Origin of the sequence: Bacillus cereus group sp. RP37, assembly GCF_040459695.1 — a bacterium.
Lineage (GTDB): Bacteria > Bacillota > Bacilli > Bacillales > Bacillaceae_G > Bacillus_A.
Genome location: NZ_JARVHP010000001.1, coordinates 1,878,469 through 1,900,323 on the forward strand (window position 1 = coordinate 1,878,469; position 21,855 = coordinate 1,900,323).

Below are 21,855 nucleotides of genomic sequence, written 5' to 3' on the forward strand. Positions count from 1 at the left end.
TGTCTTTTTTTATTAGGCATATGTGAATATGACTAATTATTTAGTTTAATCGCTTGTCATACATTAACTGAATTTGTATACCGTAAGGATCTTCAATAATCCCATATGCTTCACTAAATATATTTTTTTCTAACGGAGAGATTATTTTCACATGCTTATTAGAAATTAAATTATTATAAAATCTTTGTATTTCTTCTAAATTAGCGCTTTGAATGCAAAGCGACATGTTATTTCCAACGTTATAACGTTCATTAGGCTTCATTGTATCTTCTGCTATCATTAGCTTTGTATTCCCGATTTGTAAAACAGAGTGAGCAATATAATCTTTATTTTCACTTGTAATTTTAAAAGAACGATCTCTTTTGGCCAATTCTTCATACGTAACAACCATTAGCTTCTTTGCTTCTAAATTACGTGTATAAAAGTTAATTGCCTCCTTTGCTTGCCCATTCATTGAAAGAAAAATAGCTATTTCTAATGTCATAAATTTACAACTCCTTTATTAGTTAATAATTATAATATAGACTAAAAAGGTTTCAATACATGACACCTTTCAGGAGGGGAATATGAAAAAAACGGAACGAATAAATGACATGCTTATTTTCTTAAATAATAAAAGATATTTTAATTTAAAAGATTTAATGGCTAGATATGATATTTCTAAAAGTACTGCTTTATGAGATATTCAATCATTGGAAGAAATAGGTGTGCCAATATATTCTGAATTAGGTAGAAATGGAAGTTATAAAATTATAGAAAATAGTGTGTTATCACCAATTTATTTTAGTGTGGATGAAATGTATGCGTTATACTTTTCGATTCTTACATTAAATGGATACAAGACAAAACCATTCAATATAGAAAGTATTGCTCTTGAAAATAAATTTAAACATGTATTACCTGATAATGTGCGTAAAAATATTTCAATTATGGAACGAACGCTTTCTTTTGAAGTAACAAATCATAGTAATTTTAGTCCGTTCTTAAAAGAAATTTTACAAGGGATTTTTGCTGAGCAAGTTTATCATTTAACATATTTAAAAAAAGATGAGGAGAAAGTATTAGTCGCCCAATTTATTCGAATAGAATCTAAATTTGGCCAGTGGTATGCTAAAATCTTTAATTTTGAGACAAATAATGTTCAAATACTTAGATGTGATAAAATTCTTTCTATTGTGGAAACAAGCAATACGAATTCAAAAAATCTTGAAGAATTACTAAGTTACCTTACTACTTTTCACAGAAAGCCTGATGCAATTGATTTTCGTGTCATCGTTAATCAAAAAGGAAAAGATATTTTCGATAAAGAGAATTATCCTTCCATGAGGATACAAAAAGAAAATGAAAACTATACTATAACAGGCTATTTTAACAAGCAAGAATTTGATTTTATTTCAAGTTATTTTCTGAATTTCGGTGAAACGATTATTTCAATTCAGCCTGTTATGCTAAAAGAGTTAATCTACAATAAGGTGTTATCTATTAAGCAGCATTTAACTTTTTTAAGTTAAAGTTTGTTTTAGTCGTTTTTTTTTGACATGAAAAAGCCCTCGAGATTTCAATATCCAAAGGGCTTTTTGTTGATTTTATTTGTTCTGTAGGAAAAATTATTTTTCTGGGACGGACAGTCCATAAAAGAACATCGTAACGATATCTTGTATATGTTTTTCACGATCTCCTTCAAGAAGCTGTGCCCCGAAATCATCACCTAATTTAGTAAACATTTGAATGTAAAGTAACATCATTTCTTTAGTAAGATGAGGATTAATTTCATTATTGCGCTGTGCTTGTTCTAATATTTCTAAATACCATGGCAGTATTTTTTCATTTTGATAACTATAAATAAACTCTCGGAGAATTTCATCTCTTTGCATCATTTGTAGTAACATATCAGGCTGAAATAACCCGCCAGTATTCATTTTTCTTACAATCATTTTTTGCATCATATCATGAAAGGGTAATTTTTCTTCAGCAAGCTCTTTATAATATTGAAATTCAGATATGATAAATTCTTGTATAAGCTCCCTAAATAACGCATCTTTACTTCCAAAATGATTATAAATGGTAACTTGAGAAACGTTAGCTTTTTTTGCAATATGTTCTATTTTCACTTCATTAAATCCACGTTCTGAAAATAATTTAAAGGCCGCATCTTTAATGGCACGTTTTTTCTTTTCTTTCACTTTTTCAAATCCGTTCAATACAATCACCTCAATAAAAATATACAAGAAAATATAGGTGAAAACAATATTTTTGAAATATGGACATATAAATATTTCAAAAAGTTGTTGCGAATATGAAAGATGAGGAGTACAATGATTTTGAAATATCACATATTAAATATTTCAAAAAATGAGGTGGAATTATGATTTCAGTTCAAAATGTCACAAAACAGTTTTCAAATGGAAAAGGTTTGTTTCATATAACCTTTGATGTAAAAGAAGGAGAAGTTTTTGGCTACTTAGGACCAAATGGTGCCGGGAAATCCACAACAATTCGTAATTTAATGGGATTTATAAAACCGACAGATGGAAAATCATCAATTTTCGGATTAGATTGTTGGAATGAAGCAGCGAAAATTCAAAGACAAGTCGGATATTTACCGGGAGAAATTTCTTTTATTGAAGGAATGAACGGATTAGAGTTTTTAAAGTTAATGCAAGGAATGCGTGGGCTAAAGGATACGAAAAGACGTGATGAACTAATAGAACGTCTGCAATTCGATGTGAAAACACCGATTCGAAAAATGTCTAAAGGAATGAAGCAAAAAGTAGGAATTGTTGCTGCTTTTATGCATGATCCGGAAGTGTTAATTTTAGATGAACCGACATCGGGACTCGATCCACTTATGCAGCAAGTGTTTATAGATTTAATATTAGAGGAAAAGCAAAGAGGAAAAACGATTCTTATGTCTTCACATATATTCACGGAGATTGAGCGTACATGTGACCGAGTAGCGATTATTAAAGATGGGCGCCTTGTAACAGTTGAAAATATTCATGATTTACAAAGCATGAGACGACAAGTGATAGATGTAACAGTATCGTCGCAAGAAGAAATTGAGTCTCTTACAAAGTGTGATTTGCAATTTGAAGCGGTGAAAGGTAGAGAAGCATCGATTATTGTACAAGGAAACTATCAAACGGTTTTACAAACACTTTCAAACTATAATGTAACGGCACTTCAAACGAGAGCAATGGATTTAGAACATTTATTTATGCATTATTACGATAAGAAAGAAGGGGTAAAGCATGAATAAGCAATTGTTTTTAGCTAGTTTGAAAGAGACACAAAAAAGTATTTTGAGTTACGCAACTGGTGCAGCTCTTTATTTATGGTTATTAATTTGGATATTCCCTTCAATGGTATCAGCGAAAGGGTTAAATGAATTAATAAGTGCTATGCCTGATAGTGTGAAAAAAATTGTTGGTATGGAAAGTCCAATTCAAAATGTGATGGATTTTTTAGCTGGTGAGTACTATAGTCTATTGTTTATTATCATATTAACAATTTTTTGCGTTACAGTTGCGACACATTTAATGGCACGGCATGTAGATAAAGGAGCGATGGCATATTTATTAGCGACACCTGTATCTAGAGTACAAATTGCAATCACGCAAGCTGCTGTTCTCATATTGGGACTACTGATTATTGTATCTGTTACGTATGTAGCGGGTATAGTAGGTGCAGAATGGTTTTTACAAGATAATAACTTAAATAAAGAACTATTTTTGAAGATAAATATAGTCGGGGGGCTCATATTTTTAGTTGTTAGTGCGTATTCGTTTTTCTTTTCTTGTATATGTAATGACGAAAGAAAGGCACTGAGCTACTCAGCAAGTTTAACTATCTTATTTTTCGCATTAGATATGGTAGGTAAATTAAGTGATAAGTTAGAGTGGATGAAAAGTCTATCGTTATTTACACTGTTTCGTCCAAAAGAAATTGCTGAAGGAACGTATAATATATGGCCGGTAAGTATAGGTTTAACTGCTGGAGCTCTTTGTATTTTCATCGTAGCGATTGTGGTGTTTAGGAAGAGGGATTTACCGTTATAGAGTAGAAAGTCCACTATATGAGTGGACTTTTTTGATGAGGAGGAAACGAATGAATCATTTGTTCTGGGTTCAGTTATATGTAAATGATATTGAAAAATCAATATTGTTTTATGAACAAATAATTGGTTTAAAGTTGTATAAAAGAAGTGAGCATGCAGCACGATTCAATCACGATCAGTTTTCTCTATTACTAGCTAATGATTATACATTGAATGAAAATCACTATTTTTACAATCGAAAAGAAATGAAGGGAAATGGCTTTGAACTAATTATCGTTGTCGACCGACTTGAAGATGTATATGAACGTTGTAAAGAGAAGGGATGCAAGATACAAGAAGAGATTCAAACATATTCATGGGAGATGAGAGGATTTAAAGTTGTAGATCCAGATGGATATTTCTTAAGGATTACGTCTGAGTAAAGGTGAACATGAAGAATGTTTACCTTTTTTTATGAAAATATTCAAAAAAATGAACCTTTTTCTAGGCTCATCCGTCTAATACATGTAAAGTTAAATTTGAAGTGAGGATGAAACAGGAGGAGCAATTGTGAAAGTAATCCCTTTATATAAAATGATTATAAAAGAAGAAACCGATGTTTCTTTAGCCAAAAAAGGTGATCATGAAGCGTTTATGGCGCTTATACATACAGAAAAAGTGAAGATGTACCGAATAGCAAAGGCTATGTTACGTGATGAGACAAATATAGAGGATGCGATACAGACGACAATTTTAAAAGCCTATGAAAATATAAAAAAATTAAAGAAAGAAGAGTTTTTTCAAACTTGGTTAATTCGAATTTTAATGAATGAGTGTAACAATATTATTAGAGCGTATAAAAATATAATTGTGACAGAAGAGAATGATTACAATATGAGCGCGTGTGATCAGTATGAAGATATAGATTTGTGTAATGCGATTCAATCGTTACATGAAGAATTAAGAGCTGTTACGGTGCTGTATTACTATGAAGATATGAATCAAGATAGCATTGCGAAGCTTTTAGAAATACCAAAAGGAACAGTGAAATCGAGATTGTCGCGCGCGAGGGAACAACTACAGAAACGATTAAAGATGGAATAGGGGGTGCAAAGGATGGATGATGAAAAATTATTTGATGAGAAATTAAAAAAGAGAATAAAAGAAGAGAATGTTATAGTGCCGCCAGAGTTAAATGAAAAGATTAATGGTACACTACATAATCTTCCAGTAAAAAAGAAAGGTTACAGAGTTTATATGATGGTTATAAGTGCTGCTGTTCTAGCGCTTTCTATTGTGTCTATGTCGGAGTTTTCTGATCAAATTTTTGCTCAAAACGGCGGAGTATTTGAATATGTAAAGAAAAAGGCGTTTTCTGATTATGAAAATGAAGAGGAAATGAAATCGAACGTAAATTATCCAGAGAAAGAAAAGATTCATGAAAAGATGCTAGATTCCATTGATCATTTTAAAAATATTTCAGGACAATTTGAGGAATATTCTAGTTCGTCAAGAATTGCTACAACATACAAATATACGATTGATACGGAGGAACAAAGAGGTATCTCTTCGAAAGAAGATAAGCTATCGAAAAAACGAACACTTATATATAACGAGGGCAAGAAAAAAGAATTTGATGATGAGAAGTATACATATAAAGAGACAAAATGGAGCTCGAAAGAAAGAAACAATGAACTATTAAAATTAAATCCTACGGAAAGGTTATTGAGAAAATCGGGTGAGAAAAAAAGATATGATGATGAATATGTGGGATTCGCGAAGTATAGTATTCAATCAGAATTTGCGGATCTATTAATTCGATATAAAGATTGGAATTATAAAGAAACGAAGTATCTTGGACTGGATTGCTACAAAATAGAAGGGACAATAAATATAGAAATGCCTGTAAGTACATCTGAAGATTTAAGAGGGAAATTTGAAATGGTTGTAGAGAAAAATACAGGGATTATGCTCAAGTTCCTTAGTTTCCACGAAGGTATGATTCAATATTCAATCACGACCGAATGGATACAAATAAACAAAGGATTGAAAGAGAATGCATTTCAAAAGGAAAGCGCTAATTATGAGAAATTGAAAAATATATTAGATGAATAGAAAACGGAGGAAACGATATGGAGAATCACTCTTCTTCAAGAGAAAAGAAAAATAAGCGAAAATATAAAAAGACAACAATAATAAGTGTATTGTTAGCAATATTACTATTTGGCGGAGTTGGATATGGTACTTACGTATATATGAAAACTTCTAATCTCGTACAAAAATCAAATGTTAATTTAGCACGTGGTGAAAAATCAAAATTACGTGAGGAAACTGTAAAACCGATCACCAATAATGTTTCACTTTTAATTATGGGAATTGATGAAAATCCAGAACGACAAAAGGAGTATAATGGTGCATTTCATACAGATGCACTACTGTTAGCTACTTTTAATAAAGATGATAAGACTGTGAAATTAACGAGCATACCACGTGATACATACACATATGTACCAGTAGAAAAGAAAAAAGATAAAATAACGCATGCATATGGAAGTGGTTTCGTTAAAAATGGTAAAGATGGAGGACCGCAAGCTTCAGTGGAAGCGGTAGAAAAATTGTTACAAGTGCCTGTTGATTATTTTGTGAAGTTTAATTTTAATGCATTTACTAAAATTGTGGATGGATTAGATGGGATTGAAGTAAATGTTCCAGTTGAATTTACAGAGCAAAATAGTAAAGATGAACCTGACGCAATCCATTTGAAAAAAGGACTACAAACATTAACAGGGGAAGAAGCACTTGCACTGGCAAGAACGCGTCATATTGATAGTGATGCAATGAGAGGTCAGCGTCAACAGCTTGTTATTGAAGCGATGTTAAGTAAATTAAAAAGTGTAGGATCAATTACGAAGCTAGAAAAAATAGTTGAGGCAGTTGACGGCGATTTTAAAACAAACTTAGTAATGGATGATATTTTATCTTTTTATAAATACGGTTTAAACGGTTCAGTTGAAAAAATACAATTAGCTGGTGATGATTTATACTTACCTAACGGTCCAAATGGGAATCGTGTATATTATTATAACCCTAATAAAAAAGATCTACAGAGTTTGAGTAATACTCTTAGAACACATCTAGGATTAAGTGAAAAGCAGATTGAGGAGAATTAAAGCAGGCATAATGTCTGCTTTTTTATTTTTGTAGAAAAGAGCTTTGTTACGATATACATTATTTATTAACAATAATTTACAAGTGTTTTATAGTGAAAGGATATAAAGACTATTAAATCAGTACATAGAACTCAATGAGGTATAGTGTTTCGAAAGGTTATGGAATTTTTATGAATATTACTGTAAAAAAATAATTTTTTAAAAATTTTCAATAATAACACTTTACAAAACTCGAAAAATTAGTAGAATAATAGTTAATAAGAATCTTCTGATAAATATATAAAGAAAAACAGAATTATCAGAAAATTCTTAAATGAGAGCGTTAAGAATTAGGGAGGGTACAGAAAGTGAAAAAGAAAAAAATGAAAAAACTAACAGCAGTTGTAGCACCAGTTTTAGCAATGAGTATGGCATTGACAGCATGTTCTACATCAGGTGGAGATAAGAAGACAAGCACAAATTCTAGCTCTGGCGGGGATAGCAAATCAGAAGAAAAATTAGCAGCGAAGCAAGTGCTAAATCGTACAGAAACAAATGAAATTCCAACAATGGATACTTCTAAAAATACAGATGTATTAGGTTCTCAAATTTTAGGGAACACAATGGAAGGTTTATATCGATTAGATAAAGATAACAAACCAATCCCAGCTGCGGCAGAATCAAGCACGAAGAGTGAGGATGGTAAAAAATATACATTCAAATTACGTAAAGATGCAAAATGGTCAAATGGTGATCCTGTAACAGCGAAAGATTTCGTATATGCATGGCAACGTTTATTAGATCCAAAAACAGCTGCTGAGTATGCATTTATCGCATTCCCAATTAAAAATGCAGAAGCGGTTAATAAAGGGGAAAAACCTGTAACTGAACTAGGAGTAAAGGCAGTAGACGACCTTACTTTTGAAGTTGAATTAGAACAAGCAGTACCATACTTCTTAAACTTAGTAGCATTCCCATCGTACTATCCATTAAATGAAAAGTTCGTAAAAGAAAAAGGGGATAAATACGGTTTAGAATCTGATACAACAGTATATAACGGACCGTTCGTTCTTACTGATTGGAAGCATGAGCAAGGCTGGAAACTAAAGAAAAACGATCAATATTGGGATAAAAAGACTGTAAAACTAGATGAAATTAACTATAGTGTAGTAAAAGAAGTAGCTACAAGAGTAAACTTATATGATACAAATGCAATTGATTTCGCGCTATTATCAGGTGAATTTGTTGATAAGTATAGAAACAATAAAGAGGAGTTTGGCACATACTCACAAGTAAGTACTTACTTCTTACGTATGAACCAAAAACGTGGCGGACAAGATACACCGTTAAAGAGTCAAAAATTACGTGAAGCAATCGCATTATCAATTGATAAAAAGAATTTATCGAACGTTATTTTAAATGATGGATCTAAGCCTGCGGACTTCTTAGTACCAAAAGGATTAGCAACTGGACCAGACGGTAAAGACTTCCAAGAAACATTTAAAAACGGTATCAAACCAGATGCGAAAAAAGCAGCAGCTGCATGGGATGAAGCGAAAAAAGAACTTGGAAAAGACCAAGTTACAATTGAGCTATTAAACTATGACACTGGTAATGCGAAAAAAGTTGGGGAATATGTAAAAGACCAAATCGAGAAAAACTTAAAAGGTGTAACAGTTAACATTAAACTTCAGCCATTCAAACAAAAACTGAAATTAGAAACAGAGCAAGAGTATGATTTATCATATGCTGGTTGGGGACCTGACTACGCTGATCCAATGACATTCTTAGATATGTTCCAGTCTAATCATTCTCATAACCAAATGAGCTTCGCTGATTCAAAATATGATGATATGATCAAAAAAGCTGGTGGAGAATTAATGGGTGACGCGAAGAAACGTTGGGAAGAGCTAGGAAAAGCTGAGAAATTACTTCTTGAGCAAGATGTAGCACTTGTACCTTTATACCAACGTGGTGATGCATACGTTCAAAAACCAAATGCAAAAGGCATCGTTCACCATAACATTAGCCCAGAGTATAGCTTCAAGTGGGCATATATGACTGAAAAAGATGGAAAATAATTTTTAAGCAGTGAGGCTATATTTAAGTGGATGTATATAAGTTTCTTAGCTTATTTTGTAGTGAGAATCTCGTTGTCCACAATAGAAAGATAAAATGATAGAGCATTCCAAAAGTAGACTATTTACTTTTGGAATGCTCTTTTATTATGGGGTTAAATGTAAATGAACCCATAGATATAAATAATTTGTATAGTAACAATTGTGAAAAATACCTTTTACTATCACAAAAAAATAATTTTTAGAATATTTTAAAAATAACTTTACAAAAACAGAAAAGTTAGTAGAATATTAATTAATAAGAATTTTCTGATAACTAGTTATTAGAAAATCTCTCAAAATTAGTTTCGTACATATAATTGGGGAGGGTACAAAAATGAAGAAAAAGATGAAAAAGTTCACGGCGGTTGTAGCGCCAGTTTTAGCGATGAGTATGGCGTTGACAGCGTGTTCTGGATCTGGTGGGGAGAAGAAATCAACTACGACGTCTAGTGGTGGTGGGGAAGAGAAAAAATCTGAAATTAAATACGCAGCGAAACAAGTGTTAAATCGTACAGAACAGCAGGAAATCCCGACGATGGATACGTCTAAATCGACTGATACGCTAGGGGCGCAAATTTTAGGCAACACGATGGAAGGATTATATCGTCTTGATAAAGATAATAAGCCAATTCCAGCTGCGGCAGAATCTAGTACGAAAAGCGAGGATGGCAAAAAATATACATTTAAACTACGTAAAGATGCAAAATGGTCAAACGGCGACCCTGTAACAGCGAAAGATTTCGTATATGCATGGCAACGCTTACTTGATAAAAATACAGCTGCAGAATACGCGTTTATTGCCTTCTATATTAAAAATGCAGAGGCAATTAATAAAGGTGAAAAAGCTGCAACAGAATTAGGAGCAAAAGCGGTAGATGATTATACACTAGAAATAGAATTAGAAAAGCCAGTACCATATTTCTTAAATTTACTAGCATTCCCGTCATACTATCCGTTAAATGAAAAATTCGTAAAAGAAAAAGGCGATAAGTACGGTTTAGAAGCAGATACAACGGTGTATAACGGGCCGTTCGTGATGTCTTCATGGAAACATGAACAAGGATGGCAGCTAAAGAAAAATGATAAGTATTGGGATAAGAAGACTGTAAAATTAGAAGAAATTAACTATAGTGTAGTGAAAGAAGTTGCGACGAAAGTAAACTTATATGATACAGGGTCAATTGATTTCACACTACTATCAGGAGAGTTTGTAGATAAATATAAATCGAACAAAGAAGAATATGGCGAGTATGCAGAATCAAGTACATTCTTCTTACGTTTAAATCAAAAGCGTAACGGACAAGATACGCCGTTAAAGAGCAAAAAGCTTCGTGAAGCAATTGCATTATCGGTTGATAAAAAAGGACTGGCAAACGTTATTTTAAATAATGGTTCAAAAGCAACAGATCAATTAGTACCAAAAGGACTTGCGACAGGACCAGACGGTAAAGATTACCAAGATACATTTAAAAATGGTCTGAAATATGATCCGAAAAAAGGTGCAGCAGCTTGGGAAGCAGCGAAAAAAGAACTTGGAAAAGATCAAGTTACAATTGAATTACTAAGCTATGATGATGGAACTGCGAAAAAGATTGCTGATTATGTTAAAGATCAAATTGAGAAGAATTTAAAAGGTGTAACAATTAATACAAAAATTCAGCCGTTCAAACAAAAATTAAAATTAGAGACTGCACAAGATTATGAAATTTCTTATGCAGGTTGGAGTCCAGACTATGCGGATCCAATGACATTTATTGATATGTTTGAATCGAAGAGCCCATATAACCAAATGAGTTATTCAAATGCAAAATACGACGAAATGGTACAAAAAGCAGGTAATGAATTAATGGGTGATGCGAAGAAGCGTTGGGAAACGTTAGGGAAAGCAGAAAAATTATTCCTTGAAGAAGATGCTGGACTAGTTCCTTTATATCAAACAGGAAGAGCGTATGTAATGAAACCGAATGTAAAAGGAATTGTGAAACATAACATCAGTCCGGAATATAGCTTTAAGTGGGCGTATGTAACGGAAGAAAAATAAGAAAAAAGAGCGTTTGAAAAATATATTATTTATTTTTTTAAACGCTCTTTTACTATTCAATTAAATTTAAATAGATAGAGAAGAATAAGAGAAGTGGTACTTACATATAGTAGATGGGGGAGAATTCGTATAGTAGTAATAGATTGTAATTAATTTAAATAAATTAATTATTATGAATGTTCCTTAAAAACTTTACAAATTGTGAAAAAATAGTAGGATGATAATTAGTAATAATTTTCTGATAATTTAAATTAGAAATCTCTCAAAGTTAGTTTCGTACATATAATTGGGGAGGGTACAAGAATGAAGAAAAAGATGAAAAAGTTTACGGCGGTTGTAGCGCCAGTTTTAGCGATGAGTATGGCGTTAACAGCGTGTTCTGGATCTTCTGGTGGGGAGAAGAAAACGACAACGACATCTAATAATGGTGGAGAAGAGAAGAAATCTGATATTAAATATGCGGCAAAGCAAGTGTTAAATCGTACAGAAACGAATGAAATTCCGACGATGGATACTTCCAAAAATACAGATACACTTGGCTCACAAATTTTAGGGAATACAATGGAAGGTTTATATCGCCTTGATAAAGATAATAAGCCAATCCCAGCTGTAGCAGAATCTAGCACAAAAAGTGAGGATGGTAAAAAATATACATTCAAATTACGGAAAGATGCAAAATGGTCAAACGGTGATGCTGTAACAGCGAAAGATTTCGTATTTGCATGGCAACGTCTAGTAGATCCAAAAACAGCTGCTGAGTATGCATTTATTGCTTACTATCTGAAAAATGCAGAAGCGATTAATCAAGGGAAAGCAGAAGTTGCTACATTAGGTGTAAAAGCGGTAGATGATTATACGCTTGAAGTGGAACTAGAAAGACCGGTACCGTATTTCTTAAACTTAATGGCATTTGCGTCATACTATCCATTAAATGAAAAGTTTGTAAAAGAAAAAGGGAATAAATTTGGTTTAGAGTCTGATACAACAGTATATAACGGACCGTTCGTTCTTACTGATTGGAAACATGAGCAAGGCTGGAAATTAAAGAAAAATGAGCAGTATTGGGATAAAAAGACTGTCAAACTAGAAGAAATTAACTATAGCGTAGTAAAAGAACCAGCTACTAGAGTAAATTTATACGATACAGGAGCGATTGATTTCGCCCTTTTATCAGGAGAATTTGTTGATAAGTATAGAAATAATAAAGAAGAGTTTGGGGCATATTCGGAAACAAGTACGTTCTACTTACGTCTAAATCAAAAGCGTGGTGGGCAAGATACACCGTTAAAGAGTAAAAAATTACGTGAAGCAATTGCATTATCAATTGATAAGAAAGCTTTAACGAATGTTATTTTAAATGATGGTTCAAAACCAGTGGACTATTTAGTAGCAAAAGGTTTGGCGAGTGGACCAGACGGTAAAGATTTCGCAGAAACGTTCAAGAATGGTTTAAAACAAGATTCCAAAAAGGCAGCGGCAGCTTGGGAAGAAGCGAAAAAAGAACTTGGAAAAGATCAAGTGACAATTGAACTGTTAAATTATGATACTGGTAATGCGAAAAAAGTTGGGGAGTATGTAAAAGATCAAGTTGAAAAAAACCTAAAAGGCGTGACAGTAAATATTAAACTGCAACCATTTAAGCAAAAGTTGAAATTAGAATCAGACCAAGATTATGATTTTTCATATGGTGGCTGGAATCCAGATTATGCGGATCCAATGACGTATCTTGATATGTTTGAAACGACAAACTCTCAGAACCAGATGAGCTACTCAAATTCAAAATATGATGACATTATTACTAAAAGTAAGACAGAATGGATGGCTGATGCAAAAAAACGTTGGACAGAGTTAGGAAAGGCTGAAAAAATATTACTTGAAGATGATGTAGCGCTTGTCCCTTTATATCAAAATGCTCGATCATATGTAATGAAACCAAATATAAAGGGAATTGTGAAACATAATATTAGTCCGGAATATAGCTTTAAATGGGCGTATGTAGAAGAGAAATAAAAAAGATAAAAGCATTTTCAAGTTGCGGTATTGCACTTGGAAATGCTTTTTTATGTGCACTATTTATTGATGGGTGAATATATGTATTATAGAAAATTTAAAGGAGAATTCTATGAAACGAAATACTTACATCGATTTCCTAGCTTATTACGGAATAGGAAGTGCCCATCCTGGTGGTTTTACGTTAACAAAACAATTGTTAGCACAATTGCCTTTTAGACAGGGGGCGAATGTCCTTGAGATAGGTTGCGGCACAGGGAAAACAGCGGCGTATATGACAAAAGAATGTGGTTATAAAGTAACAGCAGTTGAAAAGAATGAAATTATGATTCAAAAGGCGAAAGATAGATGGTCATTTGAAGGATTAGACATTCAATTAATTGAAGGAAATGCAGAGCAATTACCTTGTTTGTATGACTCATTTGAGTTCGTACTCGGAGAATCGATACTCGCTTTTACAGAGAAAGAAAGGGTTATCTCGGAGTGTTATCGTGTATTACAGAAGGACGGAAAGCTTGTTGTGATTGAAATGATTATTGATAGACACATTGAGAAGAGTGAAGAAGAAACGATTTCCAGGTTATATGGGATGAAAGAATTATTAACTGAGATTGAGTGGGTACAATTATTTCAGAAAGCAAACTTTAAGCGGGTTACAATTGCTGGTGGTGGTACAATTGCGGAAACGATCTCTGGCTATATAGAAGAGCCGGAATGGAATGTATCATCATATATTCCAAATGAATTATATGATGCGTGGGTACAGCATGAAAGTGTAAGGCTTATGTATCAACATGTTTTAGGACACCGCATATTTATATGTGAAAAATAAAGCAAAAGAGTTGGCTAAAGGTAGTCAACTCTTTACTATGTTAAATGAAAAATAATGCAGCTAAAGTAATTCCGAAAATGAAACCAAATCCGAGTTCAACACCCCAACCGCCGTCGCCCCAGCCGCCGCAACCACCACAACCACGACCGCCACATCCACAGCTACTAAAACCACCGCCGCAACCACCACCGCAACCAAATCCGCAACTATCACATCTGCTAAGGCCGCCGCAAAGATCACAACCACCGTTTGCATATGCGTCGTAGTATCCGAATCCAGTGTCAAAAGATGAGCGCTGTTGCACTGGTTCAATCCATACAGAGCTATTTGTCACATCAATTATTTTCCCTAAATGAATGCGGCCATCACGATCTTCAATGCGAACGACTTTACCGAAATAACGTTGGCATGTATCATAACATTTTTGTCTATGCATGTTCTTTCCTCCTTCCCCATTACAGTAATACGATATGTAAAGGGGACAAGTGCGGCTTGTACGAATGCCCTATCTATCATAATTGTTATAGGAAAGGGGAAATATAGGAAGAGGATATAGCAAGGAGGAAAAGGCAATGAAATCTACAGATCAGTTTCAGACATACGAAGTACCGTGGGAAGAATTTATTGAAGCGTTGCGAGAGGAAATGAAGAAGCAAGTAGGGGCAGATATTATTGATACAGTAGTTTGTAATTTAGAAGATGGTTTTGAAGTGTATACATATGTGCAGGGGGATTTGGATTATGAATATAAGGAAGCGCTTGAAAGGAAATACGGGAGTGATGCAAAGACTCCTAATTTGTTAACGATTATGTTATTAGCTAGTATTTATAGCGCGAGTGAGGAGAATATACGCTTGCATGCGGATCATAAAGATAATCCGATTGTTGAAGTGTATGTGAAGCAATGAAACACGCTGTGAAAGGCGTGTTTTTTATTTTTATGATAAAATGTTAGAAAATTAAGAAAGAAGGTGATCGGTTGGGAATTAAACATCTTAATTTAACAGTTGCAGATGTAGTAGCTGCGAGAGAGTTTTTAGAAAAGTATTTTGGCTTAACTTGTAGCGGAACAAGGGGAAATGGCTTTGCGGTTATGCGTGATAATGATGGGTTTATATTAACGTTAATGAAAGGGAAAGACGTACATTATCCGCAAACATTTCATGTAGGGTTTCCTCAAGAAAGCGAAGAACAAGTAAATAAGATGAATCAAAGATTGAAGGAGGATGGATTTTTGGTCGAACCTCCTAAACGTGCACATGCGTATACGTTTTACGTTGAAGCACCTGGTGGATTTACAATAGAAGTGATGTGTTAAGTCAAAAATCAAACTTTTTGTTAAGTGTTTTTAAAATAAAAAGTAGGAAAAGTCTGTATTAAGTGTAGAGCTTAAACAGGCTTTTTTACTTGTATTATCGGATAGAAAACGCTAGAAGGAATAATATTCAGCGTATATAACTGTTTACATAATAAAGTTATAGTGTGTTAGTTGTCCTAAAATACAAGTCATATATCTTGTTTCCTCTCATAAATTTAAACATAGGAATTTGTCTACAAAGGTGGCGAAGCCTCATCATGAAAATTCGAATTTGTGCCACATTCATGTTGTTTCTATTTATTTGGTTACATCCTTTTTGGACTTTTGCAAAAGGAGAGGAGGCAAAGGAAAGGGTCGTTTCACTTGTATATGATGATTCGGGCAGCATGAGAAATAACGATCGCTGGAAATATGCCAATTACGCTTTGCAAAGTTTAGTTGCGCTATTAGATGAAAAAGATAAATTTTCTTACGTTCCAATGAGCAAGCCAAATGATCCATTAAACATTTCGTTAACGAAGGATAAGAGACAAACGGAAATTGAGGGAATTGGAGCATGGAAAACGTATTTAAATACTCCGTTTAGCGCAGTAGAAACGGCGATGCAATCTATAAAAAAGGAAGCCGATATAGATGGAAAACGTGAATTTTGGCTTATTGTCTTAACTGACGGGGCATTTAATGATTTAGAGAAAGATAAGGTTGGTGGAAAAGAACAAATTACACAGAAGTTAGCACAGTTTAAGAAAGAAATGGATGTAAAAAAGATATCGTTACATCCAATTTTAATTACGATGGAAGAGGATTTAGGGCAACAAGAGAAGGCGCAACTCAATACGTTTAAAGAAATATGGAAGAAAGAGATAAATGGAGTTACGATGCCATCTAGTGGAGAGGATGGTATTGTAAAAAGCGTCAATCAAGTGGCAGCATTAGTTGCAAATCGCGATCCGTTTTCCTCTGTTGAATCGATTGTAAAAACGAAAGTAGTAGGGAAAAAAGTAGAGATTACAACACCATTTCCATTAAAGCGTATGACGCTTGTACGACAATCGCCTTCTTTGTCTAATTATCAGGTCACACAAATTTCTAAACCATTACAATTACAATCTTCTTTTTCCATACATGCACCAGGAGAAGCGAAATTATTCGGAAATATAGTTCATATAAGTACGGAAAATGAGGAAGTTATTAAACCAGGAACTTATACGATAGAAGTGGACCAGGATATTGAGAAAGAAGGATTACAAGTACTAGTCGAACCGGCGCTTAATTATACTGTTTCTACTTATGACAAAGAGGATCAGGATAGAAAAAATGTTGAGGAAATGTATGAAGGTGTGACAGCTGTTATTGAAGCAAAACCTACTGAGTTGCCAGTTCAGTCTTCTTACTTTCAGGCAGAAGTAGAAATAGACGGAAAGCAATATGTGATGAAGTGGGACGATAAAAGACATGTGTTTTATTACGAAACGAAGCTTACTAAAGGATTAGTACGCGGGAAAGTTCATATGAACATAAAGGGATTTTACAGACAGACGAAAGAATTTAAAATCGAAACAACGAAAAAGCCTGAATTATCACTTCAAACTGTCACGAAAGATTATGAAGAAAAAGTAACGAATTTAGAGAATAGTAAACCATTTATTATACAACCACAGTTAGATGATAAGCCGATGACAGAAGAGGCTGTAAAAAAACTATTAAAATCTACTGGTGTCACATCTAAACAATCAATCAACTATGAAATAAAACAACATGGTAATCAAATTTATATTTATCCTCGACCTCATTACTCCGACACATTCAATTTTACAGATACTGGCACCGTAGAAGCTACCATCGTAGTGCAGGATTCAAAATTACAAGAAGTAAAGAAAAACATAGCACTCCATATTCAAAATGCACCGTTTTATGAAAAGTATGCGCTTATCTTTAAGTTTGTTATTCCTATCACTTTATTACTGTTAATAGTGGGAATAATCGTTTTAGGATGGATTGTCCGTCCAAGATTTCACCGGAAAGCACTATTGTATTACGAATGGGATCAAGAGGTAGCGAAAGATTGGTTATATCAATCTGAGCCAGAGTTACTTAAAAATAAATGGTGGAAGCACTATTTTGGCATTCCATTTAGAGCAGAAAGAAAGACTGTACAATCCGTTACATTTATAGCAAAGAAAGGATCGAAATCGATATTGGTAGCGAAAGAGTCACAAGTAGTAGGAATGATTATTGATGGGATGTTTATAACAGAGGATGAGGTTGGAAGGGAACATAAGACGCTGTATCCAAATGAACTTTTAGTAATTGATAGAGGGTATGGTAAAGAGATTTACAGGTACGAGTGTGAATAGGAGATAGTGCAAAGAGGGGGATTTTAGCTTTCCCTCTTCTTTTCAAACAAGCAAGAATAGGAAGGTGGTTCACATGACGTTACAAGTTCCAACGATATTAATTGGTTTAGGTGGAATCGGTAGTACTGTGACACATCAAATATATGAAAGGTTACCTGAGGAACGCCGAAAAAAGGTAGCAATGCATGTATTTGATACAGATGTGAATACATTAAGTAAATTTGATCATATTCGAAAGTTTAAAACACAAACGAGTTCGAGTAAAACACCAAGAGAGTATATTGCGGGAGATCCAACGATTCCAGAGTGGTTTCCAATGGACCCGACTATACTTGATAAGCCACTGACAGAAGGGGCAGGGCAGTTACGTGTCATTTCCCGTTTAGCGTTACGTGCTGCGATGAAAGAAGATAAATTGACGTCCTTTTGGCAAGAAATTGAGAAGATTTTTCCGGTTACAAGTGATCAAACGGAATATGGTGTGCGTGTCATTATCGTAACATCACTAGCGGGCGGAACAGGTTCAGGGATGTTTCTGCAAATTGCATTATATTTACGTGAAATGCTTCGAAAAAAACTGCAGCATCATAACATTTTAATACGTGGTGCGTTTCTAATGCCGGATGTGTTAGTGAAGACGAGAACGGTTAGTGCGAAAGAGTTTGAAACGGTGCAAGCAAATGGTTATGCATCGTTAAAAGAATTACATGCCATTACACTCGGTTCTACTGGAGAATTATCAAAACGTGGCGGAGTGACGATTGAATTAGAATATCGACCTGATCAAGTAGATGAAGACGGAAGAACAAATCATACGATTAAACAACACCATTTACCGTACAATTATTGTTTCTTATACGATTACGAAAATTTACATGGACACCATCTGCATAATTTATCAGATTATATGGAGCAAATGGCAAATACGATTTATTTACAGTTATTTAGTCCGATGTCTGCAAATCATTTTGCGCAGGAAGATAATCAAATTCAGCAATTAGCAGAATCAAGCGGGAAAGGGCGATATTGCGGGGCAGGAACGGCAAAGATTATTTATCCATATGAGCACGTGTTAAAATATTGCGCTTTAAAATGGGCCGTGCAAGGTTTAGATGAATCGTGGCTTCATTTAGATCAATTGTTTCAAGAGAAGAAGCAAAGATATGACCAAGATGTAAAACGTGGGATGCAGCGTGAAAAGCCAGAGCGCGGGAAAAGTTATTTAGAAGACTTAGAACATCTTGCTACTCGTCCAGAACAAGCTCATATTTTCTATCGACAAATGTACAATGAAACGCGTGAAGGAGCAGAGGGTGGCAAGGTCGGTGTTGCAAAATCTAAACTGTTTTTAGAAGCTGTAGAAAGTTATGTCCAGCGTACGGTGCAAAAAGACGAGGAATTAAATCGTCTGCAGCATGAGTGTAAAATTTCGGCTGCGAAGCTGAAAATGATGGAGCAAATGAAAGGTGAAGTAGCAAGGGTGGATCATGCGGTTCGTTTATATGCGTATGCGATTCCAAGCCGTGTACATGAACATGTAACGACACTATTGTATGACATGATTGAATCGGACCGTTTTTCACCAAATGGTTCTGAGGGGCAGTCCTATCAATTAAATACATGGTTTTTAAAGAAAACAGATCCTGTTCATCCAGTATCAGCTCGTTTTGTGTTGTATGAAATTCGAAAGCAGTTAGTAGAAAAAATGAATCGACTACATGAAAATAATGAACAAAAGCGTAATTTAATTCAAAACTACGATAAGAAATTTAATGTAAGTAATATTGATGGAACGGTAACAGCTGTGCGCCGAGTAGAAATCGCGCAGCAACAAGGCTGGTTTGGAAAAATGATTAATAATCAGCAACGTTTATTTAAAAAAGAATTTGAAGATATTGTAACGCAGTACGTACACAAATTAAACGAGTATCGTAAAGAAATGCTATTAGAACTCGTGTATCAATCGCTATATCAAGCAGTTAACAAAATGATTCAATACTGGGAAAGATTTTTTGATAATTTACATGAAACACGTGAAAACTTACTGTTTGAAATTCAAAAACGAAGCAAGGAATTTGAAGGGAAAACAAACCCAACGAATGTATACGTATTAGCTGAAGAGAAGCTGCAAGAAAAGATATGGCAAGATATGCAGCAACATTTAAATTTAGGTGTATTACCAAAAGATATATCTGCGGAAATTTATATGAGTCTATACGGGGAATATTGCCGAGATGCGAAAACAGAAGAGATTCAATCGAAAAAAGTAGAAGACTTTTATCGTGAGCACATATTAAGTTATTGCTACGATGAATTACAAATACGCTATCGTGATAAATTAGAGCTGAATATCGTTGAGGCGTTACGAAAAGAAGCGGATTATAAGAAGCGTGATCGTGATGAATACGTCCGTGAAAAAATTGAAGACCTCTTCCATTTAGCTAGCCCATTTGTGCCGAAAGTTTCCCATCATAGGGAATTACAATACTGGGGTATACATCCATCTTTAAAGAAAGAACTGCAAGAGGAATTAATTCAAGAAATGTTTAAGGAAAAGGATACAGTACATGAAGCCTTTTCGCCCTTTGAAGTAATCTGTTACCGAGCACATTATGGTTTATCGCTGCAAGACTTTCCTAAGCTTTCGTCGGGACATATTGCAAATGGATTTATGAATGATAAAGGTGATTATTTTCAGTCATACTATCGTCGTGTGAACAAGTTGAATAGTAAAAAATCTAGTTTAACGCCGCATTTAGATAAGTATTGGCACTTACCAGCCTTCATGCCAGACTTAAATGCAACGCAAACGAAATTAGATTACGATAAATGTAATCGCGCTCTTCTATACGCGTATATATATCGCTGGATTAGTTTAGTTGCTGTTGATGGCCAGTTCGTGTATCAATATAACGGCGTTGGACGTAGTTTCTTAATTCAGTCGATGGGGAAAAATATTTCAAGCGAAAGTTACAAATTGCACAGAGCGTTGCTTCATAATCCGTTCATTTATGAAAACATCTTATCTAGATTTGAAGAAGAACAAGAAAAGGCGATGATACAGGGTGGACATTTATATACACATCCATTTGTATTAGGTGCTCAAGATATTAGATGGCTTCGTAAAGAGCATGTCCATAATATTTTAGATATGATTTTAATGTATGACCGTGAAGCGAAATATGACCCAACGTTAGAAGAAACTTCTGATGAATTATTAAGATTATTCCTTGATGAAATTGAGTTATATTTCCAAAATTATTACGGTACAGGTGCCGATATGGTTGCAAAGAAAGAGAAAGAAATGTTTATTAAACAATTGTGGGATCGTTCGTACGCGAAAGGCTATGTAGATCCAAATAGTGCTCCTTATAAAAAGTGGCAAAATTTATTAAGTGTTCATGATGAAGAAGAAACGCCAAAAACGAATGTATAATGAATGAAAAGGGAATCCTTAAAAATGGCAATACAACTTTAGAAAAGAGGGATTCCGATGCCGTTTTTAGGAAGTGTATATCAAATATTTGGATTATATCCGGAAATTTATTATGGGATGATTTCAGCTGAGTTACAAGAAGAGGCTCAGAAGGAACAACTTAAAAATAGTAGTGCAGAAGCTGAAGTGGAAGAATAAAAAAAGTGCAGATGAAAATCTGCGCTTTTTTATTAGCTTTAAAATGATTGCATACCCTTAACTAAATTGTTATTTAAAAATAACAATTTAGTTAAGGGTATGATGACGTTGCTTAAATTCTATCTAATGAAAAAATGTATAAAAATCGATATGAAAAAGTAAGTATAAATATAAAGATAGGAAATAACAATGTTTTTGAGAAAATAATTACGTTTAAAAATACCATTTGATACATAATTAACCGTTCTTGTTTAATTAATTTTATTGTTGACAATATAATTAATTATATGATAAATTCATTCAGCGTTCTTAGTGGTGTGTTGCTGAATGGATTGTTTTAAAATTCACTACAGTTAAA

At 34.0% G+C, this 21,855-nt stretch carries 18 protein-coding genes and 1 pseudogene; 16 read left to right on the forward strand and 3 right to left on the reverse strand.

What is annotated here, in order from left to right:
• Positions 1–40: 40 nt before the first annotated feature.
• Positions 41–484 carry a VOC family protein gene (locus QCI44_RS09950; protein WP_016086831.1) on the reverse strand — a complete coding sequence of 148 codons (444 nt, stop codon included), beginning with the start codon at positions 482–484 and terminating at the stop codon, positions 41–43.
• An 82-nt stretch (positions 485–566) separates the two neighbouring features.
• On the opposite strand from QCI44_RS09950, the pseudogene QCI44_RS09955 reads away from it, so the two are divergent.
• Positions 567–1,511, forward strand: a pseudogene (locus tag QCI44_RS09955) (helix-turn-helix transcriptional regulator).
• Positions 1,512–1,607: 96 nt separating this feature from the next.
• Here QCI44_RS09955 and QCI44_RS09960 read toward each other — a convergent pair.
• A complete protein-coding gene (locus tag QCI44_RS09960; RefSeq protein WP_016086833.1) occupies positions 1,608–2,201 on the reverse strand; it encodes a TetR/AcrR family transcriptional regulator in 594 nt (197 codons plus the stop codon).
• Between the two features lie 164 nt (positions 2,202–2,365).
• Between QCI44_RS09960 and QCI44_RS09965 the strand changes: the two genes are divergently transcribed.
• The 10 genes from QCI44_RS09965 (at position 2,366) to QCI44_RS10010 (ending at position 14,188) form a co-directional block, all read left to right on the forward strand.
• Positions 2,366–3,259 (forward strand): ABC transporter ATP-binding protein, encoded by an 894-nt coding sequence (locus tag QCI44_RS09965; protein WP_016086834.1) that lies wholly within the window; start codon positions 2,366–2,368, stop codon positions 3,257–3,259.
• Positions 3,252–4,058, forward strand: a complete 807-nt coding sequence (locus tag QCI44_RS09970; protein WP_016135130.1) for an ABC transporter permease subunit — start codon at positions 3,252–3,254, stop codon at positions 4,056–4,058. Before QCI44_RS09965 ends, QCI44_RS09970 begins: the two co-directional genes overlap by 8 nt.
• A gap of 49 nt (positions 4,059–4,107) precedes the next feature.
• Positions 4,108–4,479, forward strand: coding sequence for a VOC family protein (locus tag QCI44_RS09975; RefSeq protein ID WP_353811100.1), 372 nt, complete (start codon positions 4,108–4,110; stop codon positions 4,477–4,479).
• A 127-nt stretch (positions 4,480–4,606) separates the two neighbouring features.
• The gene (locus QCI44_RS09980; protein ID WP_016086837.1) at positions 4,607–5,140 is read left to right on the forward strand and encodes an RNA polymerase sigma factor; all 534 of its coding nucleotides are present in this window, start codon (positions 4,607–4,609) and stop codon (positions 5,138–5,140) included.
• A gap of 12 nt (positions 5,141–5,152) precedes the next feature.
• Positions 5,153–6,151, forward strand: a complete 999-nt coding sequence (locus tag QCI44_RS09985) for a hypothetical protein (RefSeq protein ID WP_016135128.1) — start codon at positions 5,153–5,155, stop codon at positions 6,149–6,151.
• Positions 6,152–6,168: 17 nt separating this feature from the next.
• Positions 6,169–7,206 (forward strand): LCP family protein, encoded by a 1,038-nt coding sequence (locus QCI44_RS09990; protein WP_016086839.1) that lies wholly within the window; start codon positions 6,169–6,171, stop codon positions 7,204–7,206.
• Positions 7,207–7,553: 347 nt separating this feature from the next.
• Positions 7,554–9,266, forward strand: coding sequence for a peptide ABC transporter substrate-binding protein (locus QCI44_RS09995; protein ID WP_016135127.1), 1,713 nt, complete (start codon positions 7,554–7,556; stop codon positions 9,264–9,266).
• A gap of 373 nt (positions 9,267–9,639) precedes the next feature.
• Positions 9,640–11,346 carry a peptide ABC transporter substrate-binding protein gene (locus QCI44_RS10000; RefSeq protein ID WP_016135126.1) on the forward strand — a complete coding sequence of 569 codons (1,707 nt, stop codon included), beginning with the start codon at positions 9,640–9,642 and terminating at the stop codon, positions 11,344–11,346.
• Between the two features lie 303 nt (positions 11,347–11,649).
• The gene (locus tag QCI44_RS10005; protein ID WP_016086841.1) at positions 11,650–13,356 is read left to right on the forward strand and encodes a peptide ABC transporter substrate-binding protein; all 1,707 of its coding nucleotides are present in this window, start codon (positions 11,650–11,652) and stop codon (positions 13,354–13,356) included.
• 112 nt (positions 13,357–13,468) lie between these two features.
• Complete coding sequence (locus QCI44_RS10010) at positions 13,469–14,188, forward strand: class I SAM-dependent methyltransferase (RefSeq protein ID WP_016086842.1); 720 nt, start codon at positions 13,469–13,471, stop codon at positions 14,186–14,188.
• Between the two features lie 40 nt (positions 14,189–14,228).
• Here QCI44_RS10010 and QCI44_RS10015 read toward each other — a convergent pair whose 3' ends face one another.
• Entirely contained in the window at positions 14,229–14,624 is a 396-nt protein-coding gene (locus tag QCI44_RS10015; protein WP_016086843.1) for a hypothetical protein, read from the reverse strand.
• Between the two features lie 136 nt (positions 14,625–14,760).
• On the opposite strand from QCI44_RS10015, the gene QCI44_RS10020 reads away from it, so the two are divergent.
• The 5 genes from QCI44_RS10020 (at position 14,761) to QCI44_RS10040 (ending at position 21,497) form a co-directional block, all read left to right on the forward strand.
• Positions 14,761–15,096: a hypothetical protein gene (locus QCI44_RS10020; protein WP_016086844.1), complete on the forward strand. Its 336-nt coding sequence runs from the start codon at positions 14,761–14,763 to the stop codon at positions 15,094–15,096.
• Between the two features lie 71 nt (positions 15,097–15,167).
• Positions 15,168–15,506 (forward strand): VOC family protein, encoded by a 339-nt coding sequence (locus tag QCI44_RS10025; RefSeq protein WP_016135125.1) that lies wholly within the window; start codon positions 15,168–15,170, stop codon positions 15,504–15,506.
• 257 nt (positions 15,507–15,763) lie between these two features.
• Entirely contained in the window at positions 15,764–17,863 is a 2,100-nt protein-coding gene (locus tag QCI44_RS10030; RefSeq protein WP_016135124.1) for a vWA domain-containing protein, read from the forward strand.
• A 73-nt stretch (positions 17,864–17,936) separates the two neighbouring features.
• Positions 17,937–21,299, forward strand: a complete 3,363-nt coding sequence (locus tag QCI44_RS10035) for a tubulin-like doman-containing protein (protein ID WP_353811101.1) — start codon at positions 17,937–17,939, stop codon at positions 21,297–21,299.
• A gap of 57 nt (positions 21,300–21,356) precedes the next feature.
• Positions 21,357–21,497: a hypothetical protein gene (locus QCI44_RS10040; RefSeq protein ID WP_016086848.1), complete on the forward strand. Its 141-nt coding sequence runs from the start codon at positions 21,357–21,359 to the stop codon at positions 21,495–21,497.
• Positions 21,498–21,855: the final 358 nt, after the last annotated feature.